This is a genomic window from Arthrobacter sp. SLBN-53 (genome assembly GCF_006715585.1).
Classification (GTDB): domain Bacteria; phylum Actinomycetota; class Actinomycetes; order Mycobacteriales; family Mycobacteriaceae; genus Mycobacterium; species Mycobacterium neoaurum_A.
Genome location: NZ_VFNN01000001.1, coordinates 2,674,784 through 2,698,699 on the forward strand (window position 1 = coordinate 2,674,784; position 23,916 = coordinate 2,698,699).

Sequence of the window (23,916 nt, forward strand, 5' to 3'; positions counted from 1 at the left end):
GCTAGCCGGAGCGGCCCGGCGACCAGTAGTCGAGCATCGCGGCGAAGGTCTCGAAGGCCGGCCGCGACGGACCGTAGGCCGCCTCGAAGTGCACGCTGAGCGGGAAACCGAGGGCGCCGACGCCGTCGATCACCCGCTTGTACAGATCGAGCATCTCGCGTCGCTTCTCGGCCGGGTCCAGCCCGGCGATACGCGTCACGAACTCCTGCTCGGCGGCCACGGCCGCATTACCGGGGTCCTGGATCAGCCAGTTGATCAGGCCGACCTTGGACTCCAGCTGCGGCACGAACCCGAAGGACAGCAGGATCTCGGGGCGGTGGTCGGTGGACGCGGCGAACTCGGTGAGGAAGTCCACGATGGCATCCGAGTACAGCAGCTGGGTCATGCCGTAGGTCGCGCCCTGGTCCAGCTTGAACGAGAACCGGCCCTGCTCACCCTCGCGGGTCGGGATGAGGATGACACCGCGATTGGGCACCAGCGAGGCGAAGGTCGACAGCGCATCGGTGGGGGCGACGCCGCCGCCCTCGCCGTCCTTGAGGGTGCGCGGCACACCCACGAAGGCGATGCCGTCGAAGTGTGCCGCGTTCAGTTCGGTGAGCCGGCCGCGCAGGGCGCTCTCGTCGAGGAAGGACGTCACCTGGGTGCACAGTCCGCGCGCCTGCGGCAATTCGGGCTGGATCAGCGACCAATACTCCAGCACATCCATCTTGGGCTTCATCTCGACGGGACGGTCATCGTCCTCGTCGATCATCCCGGGGATCATGATGTGTCCGAGGGACACGCCCGATTCGGCGGACAGTGCCCGCACCTTGGCCGCCTCGTCGACGGCGTACTGCGCACCCCGTTCCACGTTCGGTGGGACGAGTTCGAGTGCGATGGTGTGAAGCGGCACGACCGCCACCCTAAACGGCGCGGTGCCCGCGTGATACACCTCCACCCATGGCACAACGCTGCATCTTCCCCAGCGCGACGGGTCCGGAGCTGGCCGGGATCATCGACCTGCCCGAGGGACCGGTGCGCGGGTGGGGAGTGTTCTCGCACGGGTTCACCCTTGGCAAGGACTCACCGGCGGCGGCCCGGATCTGCAAACAACTGGCCGCCGACGGCATCGGCATGCTGCGATTCGACGCACTCGGACTGGGCGGTTCGCGGGGCGACTGGGGTGACGGCTCGTTCACCGTCAAGGTGCACGATCTGATGGAAGCCTGTCGGTTCATGGCCGACCGCGGTACCCCTGCCGACCTGCTGGTGGGCCACTCCTGGGGTGGGTCCGCCGCGATCGCCGCCGCACGGGACTGCCCGGGGGTGCGTGCGGTGGTGACCGTCGGCGCACCGTTCGATCCCACCCATGTCGAGCATCAATACGACGCCTGCCTGGAGCAGGTGTTCGCCGAGGGCAGCGGGCAGTGGATGGTCGGCGGCAAGACGCTGACCCTCAAGCGGGCCTTCGTCGAGGATGTCCGCCGTGCCGATCTGCGCGACAAGATCCGGGGCCTGAAGCTGCCGCTGTTGATCCTGCACTCCCCGACCGACAACACCGTCGGCATCCAGAACGCCAGCGATATCTTCCAGACCGCCCGGCATCCCCGCAGCTTCGTCTCCCTTGAGGGTTCCGAGCATCTGTTGACCGGTCCCGGTCAGGCCAAGCGCGCCGGCCGGATCATCGGCGCCTGGGCGGACGCCTACCTGGGCGGGTGAATCAGGCGCGCCCCGCCGCGATCATGTCCTCGCGCGGCACCACCTTGACGCGTTCGCGGCCCTGCTGGGCGCCGAGGGCGATCTCGTGGGCATCCAGGCGCTCCCACTCGGCCCAGGTGGTGTAGTCCACACCGCGACCGGCCAAGACCGCCAGCACGGCGTCGGGATCGGTGACCGCCGGCGGGGTGATGGCGGGCAGGTCGGCAAGCAGGCTGGAAACCGTCTCGGCCGCATCCGATTTCGTATGCCCGATGAGCCCGATCGGTCCACGCTTGATCCATCCCGTGACATAGGTGGCGTCGACCACCATCCAGTCGGCGTCGAGCACCCGGCCGGCATCGTTGGGAATCACGCCGGCATGGTGATCGAACGGCAGATCGGCCAGATGCGAGGACATGTACCCCACCGCACGGTAGACGGCCTGCACCGGCCAATCGGTGAAGTCACCGGTGCCACGGACGGTGCCGTCACCGATCAGTTCGGTGCGTTCGGTGCGCAGTCCCTCCACCCGGTCGGTGCCCAGTACCGCGACGGGAGCCTGGCACAGATGGATGTGGATGCGGTGCGGGGCGCCGGTCGACTCCCTGTCCATGTACTTCATCATGGTGTCGACGACGAGCTTGGTCGCCTTGGTCGAGTTGATGGCCTTCTGGCTCGCCTCGTCGATCTCGAAACCCTCGGGGTGCACGATGACGTCGACGCTCGGCGAGTGCGAGAGCTCACGGAACTCCATGGGCGAGAACTTGATCTGGGCCGGGCCGCGCCGGGCGAAGACATGGACGTCGGTGGCTTGGTTGAGCGCAAGCCCGGCGTAGACATTGCCCGGGATCTCCGTGCCGAGCTGTTCGTCGGCCGGTTTGGCCAGCACCCTGGCGATATCGAGGGCCACATTGCCCGCGCCGAGGACCGCGACCTCGCGGGCCTGCAGCGGCCAGTCGCGTGGCACGTCGGGATGCCCGTCGTACCAGGACACGAAGTCCGCGGCGCCGTGACTGCCCGGTAGGTCGATACCAGGGATGTCCAGCGGACGGTCGTGGCGGGCTCCGGTGGAGAAAATGACGGCGTCGTAGTGGCTGCGCAGGTCCGCCAACGAGAGATCGGTGCCGTAGTGGACGTTGCCGATGAACCGGATCTCGTCACGAGAGAGCACCCTGCGCAGCGCCTTGATGATCTCCTTGATGCGCGGATGGTCGGGGGCGACGCCATAGCGGACCAGCCCGTACGGGGCGGGCAACCGGTCGAACAGATCGACCCGGGCCTCCGGGTATTCGCTGGTCAGAATGTCGGAGGCATAGATACCTGCCGGGCCGGCTCCGATGACCGCCACACGGATCTTCCGCATCGAGACCTCACTTCCAGATATGGGTAAGGCGACCCTAACTTGGTACTCGCGTACCGCAAGGCCTACCTCCGAGACCTCGGTCACACAGCCCGGGCGGCCGTGGGCATCCGGCGGTAGCGTCGACTCATGAACGCCATGCCCGCAGCGTTCATCGGGCACGGCAGCCCGATGAACGCCGTCGACGACAACCGATACACCGCTTCGTGGCGGGCGTTCGGGCAGTCGGTCCCCCGGCCGCGGGCCATCCTCGTCATCAGCGCGCACTGGTACATCAACGCCACCGCCGTCACCACGATGTCCTGGCCGCGCACCATCCACGATTTCTACGGCTTCCCCCGTGAGCTCTACGACATCCGTTACCCCGCACCGGGTTTACCCAATCTGGTCGACGAGATCTCCGAGATCGTGCAACCCACCTGGATCGGTGCCGACGAGGACAGCTGGGGTATCGATCACGGCGCCTGGTCGGTGCTGGTGCACGCCTTCCCCGAGGCGGACATCCCCGTGGTCCAGCTGTCGATCAACGCCGAACAGCCGCTGGAGTACCACCTCAATCTCGGGGCGCGCCTGGCGCCGCTGCGTGACGCCGGGGTTCTGGTGCTCGGTAGCGGCAACATCGTGCACAACCTGCGCCTGATGGACTCCGGATTCGCCGATACCGGATTCGACTGGGCGACACGGTTCGACACCGCGGCGCGGGAGCTGCTCACCACCGACCCGGCCGAGGTACTCCGGTTGCGTGAGCACGCCGACTACCCGATCGCGGTCCCGACGCCCGATCACTTCATCCCGATGCTGTACTTCGCGGGCATCGCGGGCGCCCGACCGGCATCGGTGCTGGTGGACGGATACAGCTACGGCTCGCTGTCGATGACGTCCTACGTCGCGGACTGACCCCTGGCCAGCCGCACCGCCGGGGCGGTCGAGGACGGCAACAACGCCGCGGGGTCCGCCGGCCGATGCACCCGGACCCCGATGCCGTCACCGAACCGGTAGGGCTGCGCCTCGATGATGCCGACGAGTTGCTTACGCAGACGTGACATCTCGGCCCGCACCGTCACCACCCGGCTCCGGTCACCGTAGAGGTCGGCCGCCAGCTCCGGCGCGGTACGTCCGGCCCGATGAACGGCGAGCACCAGCAGGATCTCCGCGTGCCGGGGCGAGATGTCCTGCCGCCACGCCCCGGACGGCCCGGCCAGTTCCAGCACCGGCTGGTGGCGCAGGTCCAGCGTCAACTCGGCGGCGGCTGCGCCTTCGTCGTGGGCCGCATCGGAGACCGGGCGCACCAACCACCCGCCCGACAGCGGCTCCAGCTCACACGCCCCCAGCGCCGGTATCCATGCCCTGCCCGGTCCGGCCTTCTGCGGCAACATGATCCGGTTGTGCGGCGGCATCGAGTCGACCGCGGCCACCCACCCTTCCGGATCGACGGCCAGCGCCGGCTCGCCCAACCGGGCCAGCATCGGGGCCGCCACCGCCCGCAGCCGGTCCAGCGTCCGGGCGTGTGCCTCCCGCAGCTGCGATTCGGCCAGCCGCGCCACCAGGTCCACCAGTGCGATCGTGGTGGGGTGCACCGTCGATGCCGGGCCGGACACGTCGACAGCGCCGATCACATGCCCGGTGCGCGGATCCCGGATCGGCGCACCCGCGCAGGTCCACGCGTGGTGACTGCGCAGGAAGTGCTCGGCGGAGAAGATCTGCACCGCACGCCGCGACACCAGGGCGGTGCCGATGGCGTTGGTGCCGACCGCCGACTCGCCCCAGTCCGCCCCCTCCACGAACCCCAGCCGGTCAGCGTTGCCGAGCACCCGCGGTGTCCCCGAGCGCCACAACACCCGGCCGCGCGCGTCGGCGACCACCAGGATGTTGCTGCCGTCGGCGATCACCGATTCCAACCCGCGGGTGATGTCCTCCAGCACCGTCATCAGCCCCGAGGACTGGCGCAGCAGATCCAATCCACTGCGGTCGATATCCGGGGGGTCGTGACGCTCGGGATCGATCCCGCTGTCCAGCAAACGGTTCCATGATTCGGCAATCACCGGACGAGGCTTGGCCGGTGATCGACCGCCGGCCATGGTCGCGTCGTAGACCTCGGATAGCAGCATGGCGTAACGACGCGGGTCGTCGCCGACGGCGACCGCGGGCTCGGGGTTCGAGGCACCTGCCACCCGTTCGATTGTGCTCCCCGTCACACGGGCTGTCACGCGCGGGTCACCGATAGACCATGCCTCCGTCGATCAACCCGGCCTGACCTGTCATATAGGCCGCACCGGGTCCGGCCAGGTAGGCGACGAATCCGGCGACGTCCTCCGGGGTTTCCGGCCGCCCGAGGGCGATGGTGGCGGAGAACTTCTCGAAGGTCTCCCCCTCCTTCGCACCGGTCAGTTCGGCGAACCGCTTGTCGATCTCGACCCACATATCGGTGCCGACCACCCCTGGGCAGTACGCGTTGACGGTGATGCCGTCGGCTGCGTGCTCCTTGGCCGCGGCCTGGGTGAGCGCGCGCACCGCGAACTTCGTGGCACTGTAGGGACCGAGCATCGCGAAACCCTCGTGCCCGGCGATGCTGGACGCATTGATGATCCGGCTGATCTTGCCGCGCTCTTTGTTTCCGAGCGCGATGAACTTGGCGACGGCTGCCTGAATACCCCACAGCACTCCGTCGACGTTGATGGCCCACAACCGCGACAGCTGCTCGGGGGTCACCTCGGCGATCGGCCCGACCAGCGCGATACCGGCGTTGTTGACCATGATGTCGAATCCGCCGAGGGCCGCGGCGGCATGCTCGACGGCGGCGAACACCGCATCACGGTCCGCGATGTCGGCGACGAATGTGGTCACCTTGGAACCGATTTCGGTGATCTCGTCGGCGACCTGGGCCAGCGCGTCCGCATGGATATCGACCAGCGCGATATCGGCGCCCTGGCCGGCCAGTTCATGGGCGATACCGCGGCCGATACCGCGGCCCGCGCCGGTCACCAGGGCCACCTCGCCCAGCAGCGGGGCGGGGATCGTACGTGTCATATCTGTCTGCGTCATGGTTGCACCAGTACTTTCATCTTGGTTCCGGCATGCAGGGCCTCGAAGCCCTCGTCGATGACATCGTCGATGCCGATGGCGGTCACCCAGCCGGTGGTGTCGTAGGCACCCTCGGCCATCAGGCCGATGACGGCCTGGAAATCGGCTGCGGTGTAACACAATGAGCCCTGGATCCGGGATTCGTTCATCACCAGGTTCAGCAGCGGGGTGGTCAACGGCTTCTCGTAGATCGCGACGCTGACCATCGCCTTGCGCGCCCCGACACATGCCAACGCGGTCTCGACCGCCGGTGCGACACCGGCGGCGTCGTACACCGCGCCCGCGCCGTGCCCGTCGGTGTGATCGGCGATGAAGCCCGGCACGTCCAGTGCCGTCGGATCCAGCGTGCGGGCACCGAGCGCCTCGATGGCCGAGCGGCGGGTCGCCGAGGGCTCGACGACGAACACATCCTCGATCCCCTTGCCGCGCAGCGCGAACCAGAGGCCGATACCGATCGGCCCGGCGCCGAACACCATCGCGGTGCGGTCGGGGGCGGGATCGCCGAGCGTGGCGGCGTGATAGGCCACCGACATCGGCTCGACAAGGGCACCGAGTTCGAGCGAGACATTGTCGGGCAGCTTGTGCAGCATGTCGGTCGGCACCACCGTGTACTCGGCCATCCCGCCGTCGGACATCAGACCGTGAAATCCGATCTGTGCGCAGATGTTGTAGGTACCGGCCCGACACGGTCCGCACCGTCCGCAGCGGTAGATCGGCTCGATGGCGACCCGGTCGCCCTCGGCCCACCCGGCGACCCCCTCGCCGAGCGCGGTGATGGTCCCGGAGAACTCGTGGCCCATCACGATGGGCAGTTGCGCACCGGTCAACGGATGCGGTTCGGTCGGCACGAAGATCGGGCCCGCGTAGTACTCGTGCAGGTCGGTACCGCAGATGCCGTTGTAGCCGACCTGCACCTTCACCGTTCCCGGCCCGGGGTCCGGTTCGGGAACGTCGGTGACATCCACTTTGTTGGGTCCGTAGTACACAGCTGCTTTCATGTTCATATTCCTATGTGAGCTGGCGCACAGCCGAAAGGGTTGCAGGGGGTTGCAGCCCTTGCGCCGCCGCAAGCCTCGGGTGTGAGCTGGCGCACATGACTCAGATGATTGATGCGCCCACCCCAGTCCGCTCACCGCAAGACCGGGTAGATGCCTGGCTCGCCGAATTCGAGACCGCGCTGGCCACCCGCGACATCGATCACGCCGTGGGGTTGTTCGCCGTCGACAGCTTCTGGCGTGACCTGGTGTCCTTCACCTGGAACCTGAAGACGCTCGAGGGGCGCGAAAGCATCGCCGCCATGCTGACCGAACGCCTCGCCGGCACCGATCCGGCGGGGTGGCGTACCCGCGAGACGCCCACCGAGGAGGACGGCGTCGTCACCGCATTCATCGAGTTCGAGACCGCCGCCGGCCGGGGCATCGGACATCTGCGGCTTCGCGACGAGGACGGCACCGACCGCGCCTGGACACTGCTGACCGCGCTGCAGGAGCTCAAGGGACACGAGGAACGCAAGGGAACGCGTCGCGTCATGGGCGCGGTGCACGGCAGCGATCCCGATCCGCGGTCATGGGCCGAGCGCAAGGCCGCCGAGGACGCCGAGCTGGGCCGCACCGTCCAGCCCTACACGCTGGTGATCGGCGGCGGCCAGGGCGGTATCGCGCTCGGCGCGCGGCTACGGCAACTCGGGGTGCCGGCGATCGTCGTCGACAAGCACGAGCGGCCGGGCGACCAATGGCGCAAGCGCTACAAGTCGCTGTGCCTGCACGATCCGGTCTGGTACGACCACCTGCCCTACCTGCCCTTCCCGCAGAACTGGCCGGTGTTCGCGCCGAAGGACAAGATCGGTGACTGGCTGGAGTTCTACACGCGCGTGATGGAGGTGCCGTACTGGGCGAAGACGAGCTGTCTTTCCGCCACCTTCGACGAAGACAGCAAGACTTGGACCGTAGAGGTCGACCGCGACGGTGAGCGGCTCACCCTGCATCCCACCCAGCTGGTGCTGGCCACCGGCATGTCCGGTAAGCCGAATGTGCCGGTGTTCCCTGGCCAGGACGAGTTCCGCGGCGATCAGCACCACTCGTCGGCGCATCCCGGTCCCGACGCCTACGTCGGCAAGAAGGCCGTGGTGATCGGCTCGAACAACTCCGCACACGACATCTGCAAGGCGCTGTTCGAGAACGGTGTCGACGTCACCATGGTGCAGCGGTCCTCCACGCATATCGTCAAATCGGACTCGCTGATGGAGATCGGTTTGGGCGCACTGTATTCCGAGCAGGCGCTGGCCGACGGGATGACCACCGAGAAGGCGGACCTGACATTCGCGTCGCTGCCGTACCGGATCATGCACCAGTTCCAGATCCCGCTGTACGACCAGATGCGCGAGCGCGACAAGGAGTTCTACGAGCGTCTGGAGGCGGCCGGGTTCGAATTGGACTGGGGCGACGATGGTTCCGGGCTGTTCATGAAGTACCTGCGGCGCGGGTCGGGCTATTACATCGACGTCGGCGCCTGCGATCTGGTCGCCGACGGCAGCATCAAACTCGCCCACGGTGACGTGGAACGGCTGACCGCGGACTCGGTGATCCTGGCCCATGGCACCGAATTGCCGGCCGATGTGGTGGTCTACGCCACCGGGTACGGCTCGATGAACGGCTGGGCGGCCGACCTGATCGGCCAGGACGTCGCCGACAAGGTGGGCAAGGTGTGGGGCCTGGGCAGCGATACCACCAAGGATCCGGGACCGTGGGAGGGCGAGCAGCGCAACATGTGGAAGCCCACCCAGCAGCCCAACCTGTGGTTCCACGGCGGCAATCTGCATCAGTCACGGCACTATTCGCTGTATCTGGCGCTCCAGCTCAAGGCCCGGTACGAGGGTCTGCCGACGCCGGTGTACGGGCTGCAGGAGGTACATCACCTGTCCTGACCGCTCCCCTTCCTCGGCGAGCAGACGCGTATACCCCCAAACAGGCAGGCTTTCAGGGGTATACGCGTCTGCTCGTGGGGAGAACCAGCAGCCGATCTATCCGCTCAGGCGCAGGTCACCAGACCCAGACAGACATATCGTCGGGCGGGTAGTTCTGGCAGACAGCGGTCGATGCCGCGACGACACCCTTGTTGTTGAAGAAGATCTTGGCCCAGTTCGGCCAATTCCAGGCCAACTGCTCGTAGAAGGCGTTGGTGGCCGTGTCCTCCGAGTACTGCCGGCGGCCCGCGTAATCCATGGCGAAGAACCAGTGGATACGGTCCTGGACGGCGCGGTGCACCTCGGGGGACTTGTTGTTGTAGTCGATCATGTAGCGCTCGTAGTAGACCGGGTTGGTGTCGCGGGTGGCGGCCAGGATCTGCTCGGCGGTGCACGGGGTCTTGAGGATCTTGCTGGGAATCGGGTACTCGTCGGTGGCATCGGCGGAGGCGACCGGTGCCAGCGTCAGTGCCGCCGCGGCGGCCAGCGCGGCCAGTGTCAACTTCTTGATCATCGTTGTCTCCCTTACTGGGTGAGCAGGACGCGCTTGTCGGGGCAGTAGTAGTTCATCGCGGCGCCGAGGAATTGGTAGGTCTGCTCGGTGCTGGTGCCACGCGCCAGTTGGTCGGAGACGAACTTCGCCGAGTCCCGTGCGGTGGCATCGACACCGCGATCGAGTCGTTTGCAGGCGATCTTGCCGATCCAGGCGTTGAAGTCCTTCTGCCCGTAGATGCCGTAGGTGTGCAGTTCCTTGGCGAAATCGCTGTCCGGGTCGGCCTGCGCGGGCGCGGCCAGCGCCAGGGAGCCCGCCGCCAGTGCCGCGGCCACCACCGCGGTGAATCTCGTCATCGCCATCACGGACTCCTTACTTCTCCGGTACGCCGGCCGACACCGGTTCCGTCGGCGGCGTGGGCCACGGGGACGGTAGCGGCCGTCGGCGGACCTGCTGGGGCCACCAGAACCACTTACCCAACAGCGCCGCGATCGAGGGTGTCATGAAGGCCCGGATCACCAGGGTGTCGAACAGCAGACCCAGACCGATCGTAGTGCCGACCTGACCCATGACGGTCAATTCGCTGACCGCCATCGAGATCATCGTGAAGGCGAACACCAGACCCGCGGCCGTCACCACCGAACCGCTGCCGCCCATGGCGCGGATGATCCCGGTGTTCAGACCGGCGCTGATCTCCTCCTTGAGCCGGGCCACCAGCAACAGGTTGTAGTCGGCGCCCACCGCGAGCAGGATGATGACCGCCATCGGCAGAACCATCCAGTGCAGCGGGATACCGATGATGTGCTGCCAGATCAGCACCGAGATCCCGAATGCCGAACCGAGTGAGATGACGACGGTGCCCACGATCACCGCGGCCGCCACCACACTGCGGGTGATGAGCAGCATGATGATGAAGATCAATGCGATCGAGGCGATACCGGCGATGATGAGATCCCAGTTCGCGCCGTCCTGCATGTCCTTGTAGGTGGCGGCGGTGCCGCCGAGGTAGATCTTGGAACCCTCCAGCGGGGTGCCCTTGATCGCCTCCTTGGCGGCGTTCTTGATCGCGTCGATACGGGCGATCCCGGCGGGACTCAGCGGGTCCCCGTCGTGGCTGATGATGAAGCGCACCGCATGCCCGTCCGGGGACAGGAAGTTCTTCATCCCGCGTTTGAAGTCTTCGTTCTCGAAGGTCTCCGGCGGGAGATAGAACGAGTCGTCATTCTGGGCGGCGTCGAAGGCCTCACCCATCGCCGACGAGTTGTCCTGCATCGCCGACATCTGATCCTGGATGCCCTTTTGGGTCTGATACATGGTCAGCATGTAGCGCTGCATGTTCTTCATCGTCGCGATCATCTGCGGCATGAGGACGACCATCTGGGGCATCAGCTCGTTGAGACGCTCCATGTCCGGGATGATCTCTTCGAAGTTGTCGGTCATGACGTCGATCCCGTCGAGGGTGTCGAAGATCGACCGGATGGCCCAGCAGCCCGGGATGTTGAAGCAGTGTGGTTCCCAGTAAAAGTAATTACGCATGGGCCGGAAGAAATCGTCGAAATTGGCGATGTTGTCCCGCAATTCGGCGATGTCGAGCGACATGTTCTTCATCTTGGCCACCATCGACGCCGTGGTCTGCGCCATCTGCACGGTGATGGAGTTCATCTTCTCCATGCTCGTGATGGTGGTCTGCATGTCATCGGCCTGCTTGAGCATGTTGGCCATCATGTCCTGCTGGTACTTCTCGTTCATTTTCTGAGTCGTACCCTGCATGCTGATCTGGAACGGGATCGAGGTGTGCTCGATCGGCGTGCCCTGCGGGCGGGTGATCGCCTGCACGCGTCCGACGCCCTCGGTGCGGAAGATGGCCTTGGCGATCTTGTCGATCACCAGGAAATCCGCCGAGTTCCGCAGATCGTGATCGCTCTCGACCAGCAGCAGTTCGGGATTCATCCGCGCTTGCGAGAAGTGCCGCTCGGCGGCTGCGTAGCCCTCTTGGGCGGGCAGGTCTGTCGGCAGGTAGTTCCGGTCGTTGTAGTTGGTCTGGTAGCCGGGCAATGCCAGCAGACCGACCATAGTGATGGCGATGGCGCTCACCAGGATCGGGCCGGGCCAGCGCACGATGGCGGCACCGATCTTGCGCCAGCCGCGGGTGCGCATGGCGCGCTTGGGTTCCAGGGTCTTGCCGAACCGCGAGGCGATGCTGACGATCGCCGGACCCAAGGTCAGCGCGGCCAGCACCACCACGATCATGCCGATCGCCAGCGGGATACCCAGGGTGACGAAGTACGGCATGTTCGTGAAGTGCAGGCAGAACGTGGCGCCCGCGATGGTCAGACCCGATCCCATCACGACGTGGGCGGTGCCGTGGAACATCGTGAAGTAGGCGGCTTCTCGGTCCTCGCCCTCGGCACGGGCCTCTTGGTACCGGCCGAGTAGGAAGATCGCGTAGTCCGTTGATGCGGCGATCGCCAGCGTCACCAACAGGCCCGTCGCGAAGACCGACAGCCCGATGATGTCGTGGTAGCCGAGGAAGGCCACGACCCCGCGCGCGGCGAGCAGACACATCACCACCATGACGAGGGTGATGATCATCGTGACGAACGAGCGGTAGATCAGCAGCAGCATCACGATGATGACCAGGAACGTCAGGCCCTCGATCATCTTGAGGCTGCGGTCGGCCGCGATCTGCTGGTCGGCGGCCAACGCCGCGGGGCCGGTGACGAAGACCTTGAGCCCCGGCGGCGGCTGCATGCCGTAGACGATGTCCTGGACCTTCTCGATGGACTCGTTGGCCAGCGCCTCACCCTGGTTGCCCGCGGTGTAGACCTGCACGTAGGTGGCTTTGCCGTCGCCGCTCTGGGCGCCTGCCGCGGTCAGCGGGTCGCCCCAGAAGTCCTGGACATGCTGGACGTGCTCGGGGTCGGCCTCGAGCTTGCTGATCATCTCCTTGTAGAAGTCGCGATCGGCCTCGTCGAGCTGACGATCGGCCTCCAGCACGATCATGATCGAACTGTCCGAGGTGAATTCGTCGAAGACGGTGCCCACACGTTTGACGGCGATCACCGACGGGGCGTTCGACGGGCTCATCGACACCGACCGCATCTGGCCGACTTCTTCGAGCTGCGGGACGGCCACGTTCAGCAGCCCGATCAGCACCGCCCAGATGATGATGATCGGCAGCGCCAGCGTCCGGATCCACCTGGCGATACCGTCGCCGCGGTGGGCCTTCGCGACCGGGATGGCGTCGGTGCGGGGTTCGGCACCGCCGTCGGTCATGGTCATGCGGACTTCACCAGGCAGTAGGTGTGCGCGCCGACGCCGTTGACCGTGCGCTCGTCCTTGACCTCGTCGTCGACGGTGATCCGGCAGGACAGGGTGCTGCCGTCACCTTGGCCGGAGATCGTCGGGAACACCGACGGCGCGGTGGTGCTCAGCGTGATCTCCCAGGGCAGCGTGACGTTGTCCGCGCGCACCGGCTTGGCGTCCAGGTCCATGTAGTTGACGTTGGCCGTCGCGCCCGGCTCGCCCCAGACCTCGTACTTGACGACCTTGGGGTCGAACGGCTCGGAGTCGTCGGCGGCGCTGTTCTCGGTGGACACATATCCCGGCCCGGTGCCGAAGAACGTCCGCACCCGCATCACCGTGAACGTACTGACGAACACCACAGCGAGGATCACCAGCGGGATCCAGATCTTCTTCAGCACGTTCACTGCCGAGATGCCATTCGCTCTGTGACCTTTCATACCGCGTGGGGCCCACGCCCGGACGCCGGTCAGAGTAGCCTTGTCCGACTGCGGTCAGGTTAGCCATGCGGCTAAGCTTCTACAAGTCGCACGGCTAGAAAATGTGACGAGCGCTACTCATCTGCCGCGGCGCTGGACGCGACATGCCAAGGTGTCCGGGAAGCAAGGTGTCCGGGAAGCAAGGTGTCCGGGAAGGAGGAGGTGCCCAGTGGCCAAGCCGGTATCGCAGCGCGGGTTCGCGCGCGAGCGGGTCATCGAGGCCGCGCTGCACCTCTTCGCCGAGCGGGGCGTCAACGGGACCTCGCTGCAGATGATCGCCGATCACCTCGGCGTCCGGAAGGCCGCGATCTATTACCAGTTCCAGACCAAGGACGACATCGTGCTCGCGGTGGTGCGCCCGGTGTTCGACGATATGGAGCGCCTGGTCCGGATCGCCGAGTCGATCTCCTCGGCGGAATCCCGGCGCGACGCCGCGATCAGCGGGTTCGTCGAACTCGCCGTCCGGCACCGCCGCATCGGATCGATGTTCTACGGCGACCCTGCCGTGTTGACGCTGGTCCAGTCGCACCGCGAGTTCGAGGAGATCACCGACAGTCTGCGCGAGTTGCTGATCGGTACCACCCATGACGCCGAAACCCGGGTGACCATCGGGATGATCACATCGGGCATCTTCGGCAGCACCGCCGAGCCGCGCCTGCAGGACATCGCCGATGCGGACCTGCACCGGATCTTGCTGGACTGTGCGCAGCGGATGCTGCAGTCGTCACGACCCGCTGAAAATCTCACCTAGCTGTCCGCCGACCTCCGCGGGTCCCGGTGGCGGCAGCGAGGTGGTCACCGTGACCGTGGTCGTGGGTCGGGTGGTCGCCGTGGTGGTGGGGGCTGACGACGTCGGTGCAGAGGACGTCGGTGTGGAGGACGTCGGGGCCGACGACGTGGATGTCGTGGACGTGGAAGACGAGCTGTCCGAGGTGCCGGGTTCGTGCACGTCGGTCAGTGGCTCTTCCCGGATGACATCGTCGCCGACGCTGTACACCAGCGATTCCGGCGTCACGGTGTAGGACTGCCCCTCGTTGAACGCCACGTATCCGGTGCCGGAGCGGGTGGCCGACAGCACCAGTCGGGCACCGTCACGCACCCGGACGCCGCGGTATTCGAAACCACCGTCGGGGTCGGCGCAGATGGCCACCCGGGAGGTCTCGGTGGCCCCGAAGATCACCGCGGTGTCGGGGGACGCGCAGCGGGCGAACGAACCGAGGTAACCCTGGTCGTCGGATTCGGGGGCGGCGCCGGCCGGACCGGAGAACACCAGCAGCGCGGCACCGGCCACCGCGGCGGCGGCGGACAGTTGAAGAGCGGGCATGGCGGTCATCGACTCAAGCTGACCATGCACAGGCGCATTTCGGCCACCCGACGCGCCGTCGGTGGACGTAATTGACGGCCAACAGCCGGCGGTCGCCCGGACCTGGCGGTCCGCTAGGGGTCGCCGTACTCGTCGAACCAGTGAGCCAGCTTGCCCCGGCGGCTGACGGCGCGCAGCCGGGCCTCGGCGGCGGCCCGCATCTTCGCGGTGGTGACGATCAGCAGTTCGTCACCGGTGGCGATGCGGGTGTCCGGAAGCGGCACAAAGGTGTTGCCGTCCCTGATGATCAGGGTGATCACGGCGGGATCGGGCAACCGCAGTTCCAGGATGCTGACATTGTGCAGACGCGATGGTGACTGCACCGTCATCGTCAGCAGCTCCGCGTTAAGGACGTCCAGGGGCGCCGCCTCGACCTGGATCTCGCGGGTGGCGCCGGAGTCGGTGAGCCCCAGCAGCCGGGCGACCAGGTGCAGGCTGGGCGCCTGGATCAGGGTGAAGATCACCACCAGGACGAACACGATGTTCAGCAGCCGCGAGCTGCCGGACACCCCTGCCACGATCGGGAACGTCGCCAGCACGATCGGGACGGCACCGCGCAGCCCCGCCCAGGACAAGAAGAGCTGCTCGCGCAGCGGGATACCGAAGCCGACCAGTGACGCCGCCACCGAGACCGGTCGGGCCACCAGCAACAGCACCAGGCCGGTGACGATGGCGGGCACCAGATCCCGGCCCAGCTCGCTGGGATCGACCAGCAGACCCAGCAGCACGAACAGCCCGATCTGGGCCAGCCAACCAAGGCCCTCGGCGAAGGACCGCGTCGTCGTCCGGTGCGGCAGGCCGGAATTGGCCAGCACGACCGCGGCCAGATAGGCGGCCAGGAAACCACTGGCGTGCACACTGCCCGCGGCGGCGAAGGCCACCACGCCCAATCCGAAGGTGGCGATCGGGTACAGCCCGGATGCCGGCAACGCCATGCGGCGCAGGGTCAGTGCACCGACGAATCCGGTGGCCAGGCCGATCGCCGCGCCGGCGACGAGTTCGAAGACGATCTCCCACAAGGTGCCCGCCGGTTCGAAGACGAACGGCACGACGCTGAACATCAGCACCAAGATCACCGCCGGGGCATCGTTGAATCCGGACTCGGCCTCCAACAACCCGGCCAGCCTGCGGGGCAGCGGCAGCACCCGCAGTACGGAGAACACCGCGGCCGCATCGGTGGAGGACACGATCGCGCCGAGCAGCAGTGCCAGCTGCCAGTCGAAGCCGAGCAGGAAATGGGCGCCGGCCGCCGTGAGCGCCGTGCTGACCACGACCCCGACCGTGGCCAGCGCCCCGGCGGGTGCCAACACCCTTCGGATATCGGCGAATCGGGTGGTCAACCCGCCCTCGACGAGGATCACCGCCAGGGCAGCGGTGCAGATGTTGCGCGCCGCCTCGACGCTGTCGAACTGCAGACCGAGCCCGTCCTCACCGAGCACGACGCCGACCAGCAGGAAGAACAGCAGAGCCGGGAAGCCGACCCGGGTGGCCACCCGGGTGCCGACGATGCTCGCCAGCAGCACCAGACCACCGATCAGCAGCGCCAGGTACAGCTCGTGCAGCGTCATTTCACCCCCGCCCCCTTACCGCGATAAGTCAAACTAGCGGGGTGGCAGTGCGCAAGATGCGTATCGGGGTGGCCGGCGCGGGCAACGTCGGCCGATCCGTGGCGGGCGAGCTCGCCGGCTATGGCCACAAGGTGTTGTTGATCGAGCGGGAGCGACGGCGCTTCGAGCCGGATTCCGTGCCTGCCGCGGACTGGTTGCTCGGGGACTCGTGCGAGCTGTCGACGCTGCAGGAGGCCGGGGTACACACCTGTGATGTGGTGATCGCCGCCACCGGGGACGACAAGGCCAACCTCGTCATCGGGCTACTGACCAAGACGGAGTTCGGTGTGCCCCGGGTGGTGGCCAGGATCAACGATGTCGACAATCAGTGGCTGTTCGGCCCCGCATGGGGTGTCGATGTCGCGGTGTCGACACCCGGCGCCCTGGTCGCCGCCGTCGAGGGCGCCATCGACGTGGGACATCTGGTTCGCCTGATGGGCTTGCGTGAGGGCCGCGCGGCGCTGACGAAAATCACTCTGCCCCAGCTTGATCCGCTGGTCGGACGCCGAGTCGATCAGTTGGATCTGCCGCCGAACACCGCCCTGGTGACACTGGTGCGCGCCGGCACCGTGCTGGTGCCGGCGCGCACCGACGTGTTCGCCGCGGGGGATGAGTTGCTGTTGATCGCCGACAGCGCGCTGACCTGGCCCGGTGACAGCCAGACGATGCGGCTGCCCACCTGACCGTGTCTCGACCGTCACAACCCCCGACCTCGCCGTCGTGGTCGCGTCGGGCAGGCTGGTGGTCGACATGACTGCCGCTCCCCTTTCACCCGACCCGGATGCCGACCCCGATGCGCTGTTCACCGCCTTCGGTGAGTGGGCGGCGGGCAACGGCACCCAGCTCTATCCCGCGCAGGAGGAGGCGCTGATCGAGTTGGTTTCCGGGAGCAACGTGGTCCTGGCGACACCGACCGGATCGGGCAAGTCACTGGTCGCCACCGGCGCCATCTACGCCGCGCTGGCCGGTGATCGGGTCAGTTTCTACACCGCACCGATCAAGGCATTGGTCAGTGAGAAGTTCTTCGCCCTCTGCGAGGTGTTCGGCGCAGACAATGTCGGCATGCTGACCGGGGACGCGTCGGTCAACGCCGACGCCCCGATCATCGCCTGCACCGCGGAGATCCTGGCCAATGTCGCCCTGCGGGAGGGCAGCGAAGCCGATATCGGTCTGGTGGTGATGGACGAGTTCCATTTCTACGGTGATCCCGACCGCGGCTGGGCCTGGCAGGTTCCGCTGCTGGAGTTGCCGAGGGCCCAGTTCCTGCTCATGTCCGCCACCCTCGGTGATGTCACATTCCTGCGCGAGGACCTCACCCGGCGCACCGGTCGACCCACCGCGCTGGTCACCGGCGCCGAGCGTCCGGTGCCGTTGTTCTACTCCTATGCCACGACGCCGATGCACGAGACGATCGGTGAACTGCTCAACACCCGGCAGGCGCCGATCTACGTGGTGCACTTCACCCAGGCCTCCGCGCTCGAGCGGGCCCAGGCCCTGATGAGCGTCAACGTGTCCACCAAGCAGGAAAAGGCCGCCATCGCCGAACACATCGGCGCCTTCCGATTCTCCACGTCATTCGGGTCGACGCTGTCGCGGCTGGTGCGCCACGGTATCGGCGTCCACCACGCCGGCATGCTGCCCAAATACCGGCGGCTGGTCGAACAACTCGCCCAGGCGGGTTTGTTGAAGGTCATCTGCGGTACCGACACCCTCGGTGTGGGGATCAACGTGCCGATCCGCACGGTGGTGTTCTCGGCGCTGTCGAAATACGACGGCACCCGCACCCGGTTGCTCAACGCCCGCGAGTTCCATCAGATCGCCGGGCGCGCGGGGCGGGCCGGATTCGACACGATCGGCAACGTCGTGGTGCAGGCGCCCGAGCACGAGGTGGAGAACCTCAAACAATTCGCCAAGGTCGCCGAGGATCCCAAGAAGCGACGGAAGCTGGTACGTCGCAAGGTTCCCGAGGGGATGGTGCCGTGGAGCGAGAAGACCATGACCCGACTCGTCGAGGCCACTCCCGAAGCGCTCACCAGCAGCATGCGAGTCTCGACTGCCATGGTGCTCGATATCGTCGACAGGCCCGGTGACCCGTTCGCCGCGATGCGCCGGTTGCTCACCGACAATCACGAACCGCGCAAGCGGCAGCTCAGACTGATCCGCGAGACGCTGGGCATCGCCCGCTCCCTGCTGCAGGCCGGGATCGTGCAGCGTCTCGACACCCCGGAGCCCGACGGGCGGCGCTACCGGTTGACCGTGGATCTACCGGCCGACTTCGCGTTGAACCAGCCGCTGTCCACCTTCGCACTCGCGGCGGTCGACGTACTGGACGCCAGCGCAGAAACCTATGCCCTGGATGTGGTTTCGGTCATCGAGGCGACGCTGGAGGATCCCCGCCAGATCCTGGCCGCACAGCTGAAGAAGGCCAGGGGCGAGGCGGTCGCGGCCATGAAGGCCGAGGGCATCGAGTACGACGAGCGTATCGAACTGCTCGACGAGATCAGCTATCCGAAGCCGCTGGCCGAATTGTTGGAGCACACCTTCGCGGTGTATCTGCAGACCAATCCATGGGCTGCCGACGGGGCGCTGTCGCCCAAGTCCGTGGTCCGCGAGATGTGGGAAAAGGCCATGACGTTCCGGGAGTACGTCAGCCAGTACGGGCTCACCCGTTCCGAGGGTGCGGTGTTGCGTTACCTGTCGGATGCGTTCAAGGCGCTGCGCTCGGGGGTGCCGACGGCGGCGCGCACCGAAGAGGTCAGCGATATCGTCGAGTGGCTCGGTGAGCTTGTCCGCCAGGTCGATTCGAGCCTCCTCGATGAGTGGGAGCAGCTGACCAGCCCCGAACTGCCCCATGACGTCCCGGTGGCGGTACCGGCGCGGCCGCGGCCGCTGACCGGCAACGATCGCGCCTTCACCGCCATGGTGCGCAATGCCCTCTTCCGCCGGGTGGAGCTTTTCGCGCGGCGACGCTGGACCGAACTGGGTGAACTCGATTCCGGCTCCGGATGGAACGCCCAGCGTTGGGCTGAGGCCGGCGCGGACTATTTCGACGAGCACGACGATATCGGCATCGGTCCGGACGCACGCGGGCCCGCCATGGTGATCATCGACCGTCAACCGGGCCGATGGGAGGTGCGCCAGATCATCGACGATCCTGCGCGCGAACATGATTGGGCGATCGTCGCCGAGATCGACCTGGCCGCCTCCGACGAGGAGGGTGCAGCGGTGGTCCGCCTGATCAGCGTGGGGGCGGACTAGCCGACGGCACCGGAGCTCACGGAGATCCGGTGAGGCTGCGCAGCGTGTCGATCTCCCGCGGTCGGTATGGCCAGCCGTCGTCGAAGATCAGATCGTGGAACCACTCCCGGGGCGGGTCGAGATAGGGCTTGTCCCAAGAGTCCCACGGCAGGTAGGTCTGCGTCTTACCCGCCACCAGGCCCCAGGTGTACGCGCCGACGTGGCGTCGTTTCGCCACCGGCAGCACACCCTCGATGGTGCTGCCCTCGGTGCGCGCCAGGTATTCGGTACACATCATCGGTCTGCCCCATGGTTGGAGCTCCTCGATGCGCCTCTCGAATCCGGCAGGGTTGTCGTAGCTGTGAAAACTCAGCACATCGGCGAGATCCAGTTGAATGGACGCCATCTCGCTGCGCCGGGCAGCGTCACGCCATTCGCCTTCCCAGACACCGGTGGTCAGCGGTTGGACCGGATCCACCGTGCGCGCCCAGCGGAACACCTGTGGCAGCAGCTCGGCCACCAGTTCGGGCTTGTCCTTGCGCTCGGTCTTCGCATAGACCGCGGCGGGATTGTCCGGCTCATTCCACAGATCCCAGCCCAGGACCCGGTTGTCGTTGCGGAACTGGCTGATCACCCGGATGACATATTCCTGCAACACCTGCCGGTAGCGCCGGTCGTCGAGGCGTTCGGCACCGGGACTCTGCACCCAGCCGGAATTGTGCACCCCGCGGGTGGGCGCGCGTTGCGGCCCACTGCGGGGCAGCGGATCCCAACACGAATCGAAAAGAACCAATAGCGGCCGAATGCCGTGCTTTGCCGCGATATCGACGAATTGGCCCAGACGACGGTGGAATCCGACCCGATCCTGCGTCCACAGCTGATCGTGCAGGAATACCCGCACCGTGTTCAATCCGATCGAGCGGGCCATCCGCAGCTCGTTGTCGATGCGCGCCGGGTCGAAGGTCTTTGCCTGGAACATCTCCAGCTGATTGATGGCATTCGAGGTGATGTAGTTGGCGCCGACCAACCAGCCCTGAGCGCGAAACCACCGGTGCGCACGATCGGTCGACCATCGGCCCGCCACTGCCGCCGAGGCGGTGGGCGTCGCCGGCAGGGCTGCAGCCACAGGTGCCGCGAGCAACGGAACCTTGAGGAGTGTTCTGCGGCGCACCGTTCGATCTGACCGAATCCCGTTGGTGTGTCTCAGATCACGTACCAAGTTGTCGTCCTTCGATTTCGCAGTGGTCATCGATCCCCCGGACAGCCGTACCGTACCCGCATCGGCACCGGCGTACACAAATCGACCCGACGCTGGGTGCGCCGGGTCGATGTGTTGTCACTGTTCAGGGCGTGAGAATCACCTTCACCGCACCGTCGGCCTTGCGCTGGAAAATGTCATAGGCGTGCGGCGCCTGATCGAGCGGCAGCAAGTGGGTGGCGAAGGTGTCGACACCGAGCGGGTCGTCATCGCCGAGCAGCGGCATGATGTCGTCCACCCATTTCTTGACATTGGCCTGGCCCATCCGTAGTTGTACCTGCTTGTCGAACAGCGTCAGCATGGGCAGCGGGTCCGCCATTCCGCCGTAGACACCGATCAGCGATATCGTGCCGCCCCGGCGGACGATGTCGATCGCCGAGTACAGCGCATCCAGCCGGTCGACACCCGCCTTCTGTAGCAGCGGTTTGGCCAGGGCATCGGGCAGTAGTCCGCTGACCTGTTGTGCCACTTTGGCTATCGGTGAGCCGTGGGCCTCCATGCCGACGGCGTCGATCACCGAATCGGTGCCGCGACCGCCGGTGAGCTCCCGGATCGCCTCGCCGAGTTCGGGGTTCTGGTCGAGGTCGAGCGTGCGCAGTCCCCGCTGTTGCGCCCGCGCAAGACGCTCGGGTACCCGATCCACCGCGATGACGTCGTATCCCAGATGGGCGGCGATGCGTGCGGCCATGTCGCCGATCGGTCCGAGGCCGAGCACCGTGACCGAACCACCCTCGGGGATGCCGGCATAGGCCACCGCCTGCCAGGCGGTCGGCAGCACGTCGGACAGATAGACGAATCGCGAGTCCGGCGGACCCTCGGGCACCTTGATGTGGGTGAATTGTGCCTGTGGCACCCGCAGCAGTTCGGCCTGCCCGCCCGGCACCTGTCCGTAGAGTTCCGAGTAGCCGAACAATGCGGCACCCATCCCGTGTTCGCGCACCTGGGTTGTCTCGCACTGCGTGTAGAGGTCGAGGTCGCACATGTAGCAGGAACCGCACGAGATCTGAAACGGCACCACCACCCGGTCACCGACCTTGAGGTTCGTGACGTCGGCGCCCACCTCCCGCACGATTCCCATCGGTTCGTGGCCGAGGATGTCGCCCGGATTCATGAAGGCCCCCAACACCTCGTACAGGTGCAGATCGGAGCCGCAGATATTGGTGGAGGTGACCTCGATTATCGCGTCGGTGGGCTGTTCGATCTCCGGGTCGGGTACCTGTTCGACCCGAACATCGCGTTTTCCTTGCCAGGTGACAGCTTTCATGCAGCAGGCGATACCCGAGCATCGCGGTCCGAAACGGGGGCAGATCTCACGAATTCTCATGCGCGGTCAGATCGCGCGTCGCCGGACCTTCCAGCAGTGTTCCGTCCGGAGCGAATCGGGACCCGTGCAGCGGGCATTCCCACGCGCAGTCGGCGTCGTTCCAGGACACGATGCCGCCCAGGTGCGGGCACACCGGCGAGACCGTTCGGCGAACCCCGTCGACGACGCTCTCGGCGTGCAGTCGCCATGGCGGACCGGTCACCACGCCGCGCCCTTCGTCGGGGTCGGCACGGCGGGTAACGGGTTCGACCCAGCCCTTGGCCAGGTGATAGCCCACCGAGAGATTGTGCTTCAGCGCGGTCGACAGCCCGGTCAATTCGTGCGGGCTCCACGCGGCGAAAGCGCTCGCCCACGGCATGTGCCCACCGAGAATCTGTCCGGACAGCGCCAGTGCCGCGGCGATCCCGTTCGTCATCCCCCATTTGTCGAATCCGGTGGCGACCCACACATGCCGGTTTCCCGGGAGAATCGGTCCCGCATAGGGTAATTCGTCGATAGGCGAATAGTCCTGCGCGGACCAGTAATGCGTTTGCACGGCTCCCGGAAAGTGCTGCTTGGCCCAGTGCACCAGCTCGCGCACACCACCTGCCGCGTCCCGTGCTCTGCCGACGGTGTGACTGCCGCCGCCGACGATGAGCAGATCACCGGTGGGGGTCGGGGCGTAGCGCACCGACCGGGACGGCGAGTCCGTGGACAGGAACATCGGCCGGGTGATGTCACCTGGCACATCGAAAGCGACACAATACGATCGGTGCGGACTGACCTTTGCGAAGAAGCCGCCTCGGTCGAGGATGGGGATGCCGGTCGCGAGGATGCAGTGCTCGGCGGTCACCGTCGAGACGTCGCCGGACCGGTCTATGCGTAGCCGCGCCGGTGTGCCCACCGACACCGCCCGCACCCGCGCGCCCTGGACCAGGGTGCCATCGTGCCGTTCGAGTTCGACGACGAGGCTGTCCAGCAGCGGAATGGGATCGATCTGTGCCTGGTCCGGCAGCCGCACCCCACCGGCGAACGGGAAGGGCACGTCGGCGTCATCCACCCATTCGGCAGGCAGCCCGGATGCTTCGCACGCCGCGAGTTCGGCTCGGGCGGAGTCGATCCCGGAGTCGAACTGCGCGTAGGTATAAGCATCCTCGCGTTGCACGCTGAGCCCATGGGCGTCCATATGGTGCAGCAGCCAGTCGCGGCCCTCGGTATTGCCCTCGACATAAGCGCGCAGCACCCGGTCATCATGATGTGACCTGATCCTCGACAGTTTTGTGCCCTGTAGCAGGCTGACCTTGCCGGTCGTGTTCCCGGTCGTCGCGGCCCCGACGTGACGAGCTTCGAGCACCACCACCTTCTTGCCCGCTCGCGCCAGCAACAGCGCGGTGGTCAGGCCGGTGATACCGGCGCCGACCACCGCGACGTCGAACGTGTGCTCTTCAAGCGGGGCGCCCGGGTCAACCCGTCCGGCGCGGCCGTCGAGCCATAGCGATGTCATCGGGCCGCGATACCCGGGTTGCGGGACGTGCAAACGACCCGGCCGAACCGGGCGTCAGTCCGACGTGCCCTCGCTGTCGTCGAAGAAGGCCCATCCGTCATCGGACTTGACCTCCATGCGCCAGCCGAGTTCGGAGTTGTCTGCCTTCGAATCGACGAACCAGGCGTGCGCGTCCTGGGCGCTCTCGATGTCTTTGGTGTCGACGATGTCGCCGTGCGGGTTCAGAACTCGGTAAGTAGCCATAGCTCAGGTACTTTCCCGTTTTCGGCCCGGCCAACCCAGATCGGCC

The 23,916-nt window shown here is 66.5% G+C and carries 21 protein-coding genes; 6 read left to right on the forward strand and 15 right to left on the reverse strand.

The genetic code is table 11. The annotated features are described in order from the left end of the window. Position 1 precedes the first annotated feature (1 nt). Positions 2 to 892 carry a mycobacterial-type methylenetetrahydrofolate reductase gene (locus FBY28_RS12870; protein WP_141867321.1) on the reverse strand — a complete coding sequence of 297 codons (891 nt, stop codon included), beginning with the start codon at positions 890 to 892 and terminating at the stop codon, positions 2 to 4. A 47-nt stretch (positions 893 to 939) separates the two neighbouring features. Here FBY28_RS12870 and FBY28_RS12875 point away from each other — a divergent pair, with 47 nt between their 5' ends. Continuing rightward, entirely contained in the window at positions 940 to 1,698 is a 759-nt protein-coding gene (locus FBY28_RS12875; RefSeq protein ID WP_141867323.1) for an alpha/beta hydrolase family protein, read from the forward strand. A gap of 1 nt (position 1,699) precedes the next feature. Here FBY28_RS12875 and FBY28_RS12880 read toward each other — a convergent pair whose 3' ends face one another. Then, entirely contained in the window at positions 1,700 to 3,040 is a 1,341-nt protein-coding gene (locus tag FBY28_RS12880) for an FAD-dependent oxidoreductase (protein WP_141867325.1), read from the reverse strand. A 126-nt stretch (positions 3,041 to 3,166) separates the two neighbouring features. Between FBY28_RS12880 and ygiD the strand changes: the two genes are divergently transcribed. Beyond that, a complete protein-coding gene (gene ygiD / locus FBY28_RS12885; protein WP_141867327.1) occupies positions 3,167 to 3,934 on the forward strand; it encodes a 4,5-DOPA-extradiol-dioxygenase in 768 nt (255 codons plus the stop codon). On the opposite strand, the gene FBY28_RS12890 is transcribed toward ygiD, so the two are convergent. The 3 genes from FBY28_RS12890 to FBY28_RS12900 are packed head-to-tail and all read right to left on the reverse strand — an operon-like array spanning position 3,919 to position 7,116. After that, complete coding sequence (locus FBY28_RS12890) at positions 3,919 to 5,208, reverse strand: GAF domain-containing protein (RefSeq protein WP_141867329.1); 1,290 nt, start codon at positions 5,206 to 5,208, stop codon at positions 3,919 to 3,921. The genes ygiD and FBY28_RS12890 overlap by 16 nt on opposite strands. A gap of 43 nt (positions 5,209 to 5,251) precedes the next feature. After that, entirely contained in the window at positions 5,252 to 6,064 is an 813-nt protein-coding gene (locus FBY28_RS12895; protein ID WP_141867331.1) for an acetoin reductase, read from the reverse strand. 11 nt (positions 6,065 to 6,075) lie between these two features. Then, positions 6,076 to 7,116: a 2,3-butanediol dehydrogenase gene (locus FBY28_RS12900; protein ID WP_141867333.1), complete on the reverse strand. Its 1,041-nt coding sequence runs from the start codon at positions 7,114 to 7,116 to the stop codon at positions 6,076 to 6,078. Positions 7,117 to 7,220: 104 nt separating this feature from the next. Here FBY28_RS12900 and FBY28_RS12905 point away from each other — a divergent pair, with 104 nt between their 5' ends. Then, entirely contained in the window at positions 7,221 to 9,041 is a 1,821-nt protein-coding gene (locus FBY28_RS12905) for an NAD(P)/FAD-dependent oxidoreductase (protein WP_216848085.1), read from the forward strand. Positions 9,042 to 9,156: 115 nt separating this feature from the next. Here the strand turns inward: FBY28_RS12905 and FBY28_RS12910 are convergent, their stop codons facing one another. From FBY28_RS12910 to FBY28_RS12925, 4 genes are read right to left on the reverse strand one after another with little or no spacing between them, the layout of a single operon-like run. Continuing rightward, positions 9,157 to 9,594 (reverse strand): DUF5078 domain-containing protein, encoded by a 438-nt coding sequence (locus FBY28_RS12910; protein ID WP_030134069.1) that lies wholly within the window; start codon positions 9,592 to 9,594, stop codon positions 9,157 to 9,159. 11 nt (positions 9,595 to 9,605) lie between these two features. Next, positions 9,606 to 9,935, reverse strand: a complete 330-nt coding sequence (locus FBY28_RS12915; protein WP_141867337.1) for a DUF732 domain-containing protein — start codon at positions 9,933 to 9,935, stop codon at positions 9,606 to 9,608. 10 nt (positions 9,936 to 9,945) lie between these two features. Further along, a complete protein-coding gene (locus FBY28_RS12920) occupies positions 9,946 to 12,855 on the reverse strand; it encodes an MMPL/RND family transporter (RefSeq protein ID WP_286178019.1) in 2,910 nt (969 codons plus the stop codon). Continuing rightward, positions 12,852 to 13,283 carry an MmpS family transport accessory protein gene (locus tag FBY28_RS12925; protein WP_019514292.1) on the reverse strand — a complete coding sequence of 144 codons (432 nt, stop codon included), beginning with the start codon at positions 13,281 to 13,283 and terminating at the stop codon, positions 12,852 to 12,854. The genes FBY28_RS12920 and FBY28_RS12925 overlap by 4 nt, the downstream gene beginning before the upstream one ends. A 241-nt stretch (positions 13,284 to 13,524) precedes the next feature. Between FBY28_RS12925 and FBY28_RS12930 the strand changes: the two genes are divergently transcribed. Beyond that, a complete protein-coding gene (locus tag FBY28_RS12930) occupies positions 13,525 to 14,106 on the forward strand; it encodes a TetR/AcrR family transcriptional regulator (protein ID WP_019514291.1) in 582 nt (193 codons plus the stop codon). On the opposite strand, the gene FBY28_RS12935 is transcribed toward FBY28_RS12930, so the two are convergent. Further along, positions 14,080 to 14,688: a hypothetical protein gene (locus FBY28_RS12935; protein ID WP_141867339.1), complete on the reverse strand. Its 609-nt coding sequence runs from the start codon at positions 14,686 to 14,688 to the stop codon at positions 14,080 to 14,082. The two genes, FBY28_RS12930 and FBY28_RS12935, sit on opposite strands and share 27 nt — an antisense overlap. A 104-nt stretch (positions 14,689 to 14,792) precedes the next feature. Continuing rightward, positions 14,793 to 16,286 (reverse strand): potassium/proton antiporter, encoded by a 1,494-nt coding sequence (locus tag FBY28_RS12940; RefSeq protein WP_141867341.1) that lies wholly within the window; start codon positions 16,284 to 16,286, stop codon positions 14,793 to 14,795. Positions 16,287 to 16,327: 41 nt separating this feature from the next. On the opposite strand from FBY28_RS12940, the gene FBY28_RS12945 reads away from it, so the two are divergent. After that, entirely contained in the window at positions 16,328 to 17,008 is a 681-nt protein-coding gene (locus tag FBY28_RS12945) for a potassium channel family protein (RefSeq protein WP_216847656.1), read from the forward strand. Between the two features lie 67 nt (positions 17,009 to 17,075). Next, positions 17,076 to 19,583, forward strand: a complete 2,508-nt coding sequence (locus FBY28_RS12950) for a DEAD/DEAH box helicase (RefSeq protein ID WP_141867343.1) — start codon at positions 17,076 to 17,078, stop codon at positions 19,581 to 19,583. Between the two features lie 16 nt (positions 19,584 to 19,599). On the opposite strand, the gene FBY28_RS12955 is transcribed toward FBY28_RS12950, so the two are convergent. The 4 genes from FBY28_RS12955 to FBY28_RS12970 all read right to left on the reverse strand — a co-directional run bounded on the left by FBY28_RS12955 (position 19,600) and on the right by FBY28_RS12970 (position 23,870). Further along, positions 19,600 to 20,733, reverse strand: a complete 1,134-nt coding sequence (locus FBY28_RS12955) for a glycoside hydrolase 5 family protein (RefSeq protein WP_141867345.1) — start codon at positions 20,731 to 20,733, stop codon at positions 19,600 to 19,602. Between the two features lie 172 nt (positions 20,734 to 20,905). Continuing rightward, entirely contained in the window at positions 20,906 to 22,084 is a 1,179-nt protein-coding gene (locus FBY28_RS12960; protein ID WP_141867347.1) for a zinc-dependent alcohol dehydrogenase, read from the reverse strand. Between the two features lie 46 nt (positions 22,085 to 22,130). Continuing rightward, positions 22,131 to 23,627 carry an FAD-dependent oxidoreductase gene (locus tag FBY28_RS12965; RefSeq protein WP_141867349.1) on the reverse strand — a complete coding sequence of 499 codons (1,497 nt, stop codon included), beginning with the start codon at positions 23,625 to 23,627 and terminating at the stop codon, positions 22,131 to 22,133. Positions 23,628 to 23,681: 54 nt separating this feature from the next. Next, positions 23,682 to 23,870: a hypothetical protein gene (locus FBY28_RS12970; protein WP_141867351.1), complete on the reverse strand. Its 189-nt coding sequence runs from the start codon at positions 23,868 to 23,870 to the stop codon at positions 23,682 to 23,684. Positions 23,871 to 23,916 lie beyond the last annotated feature (46 nt).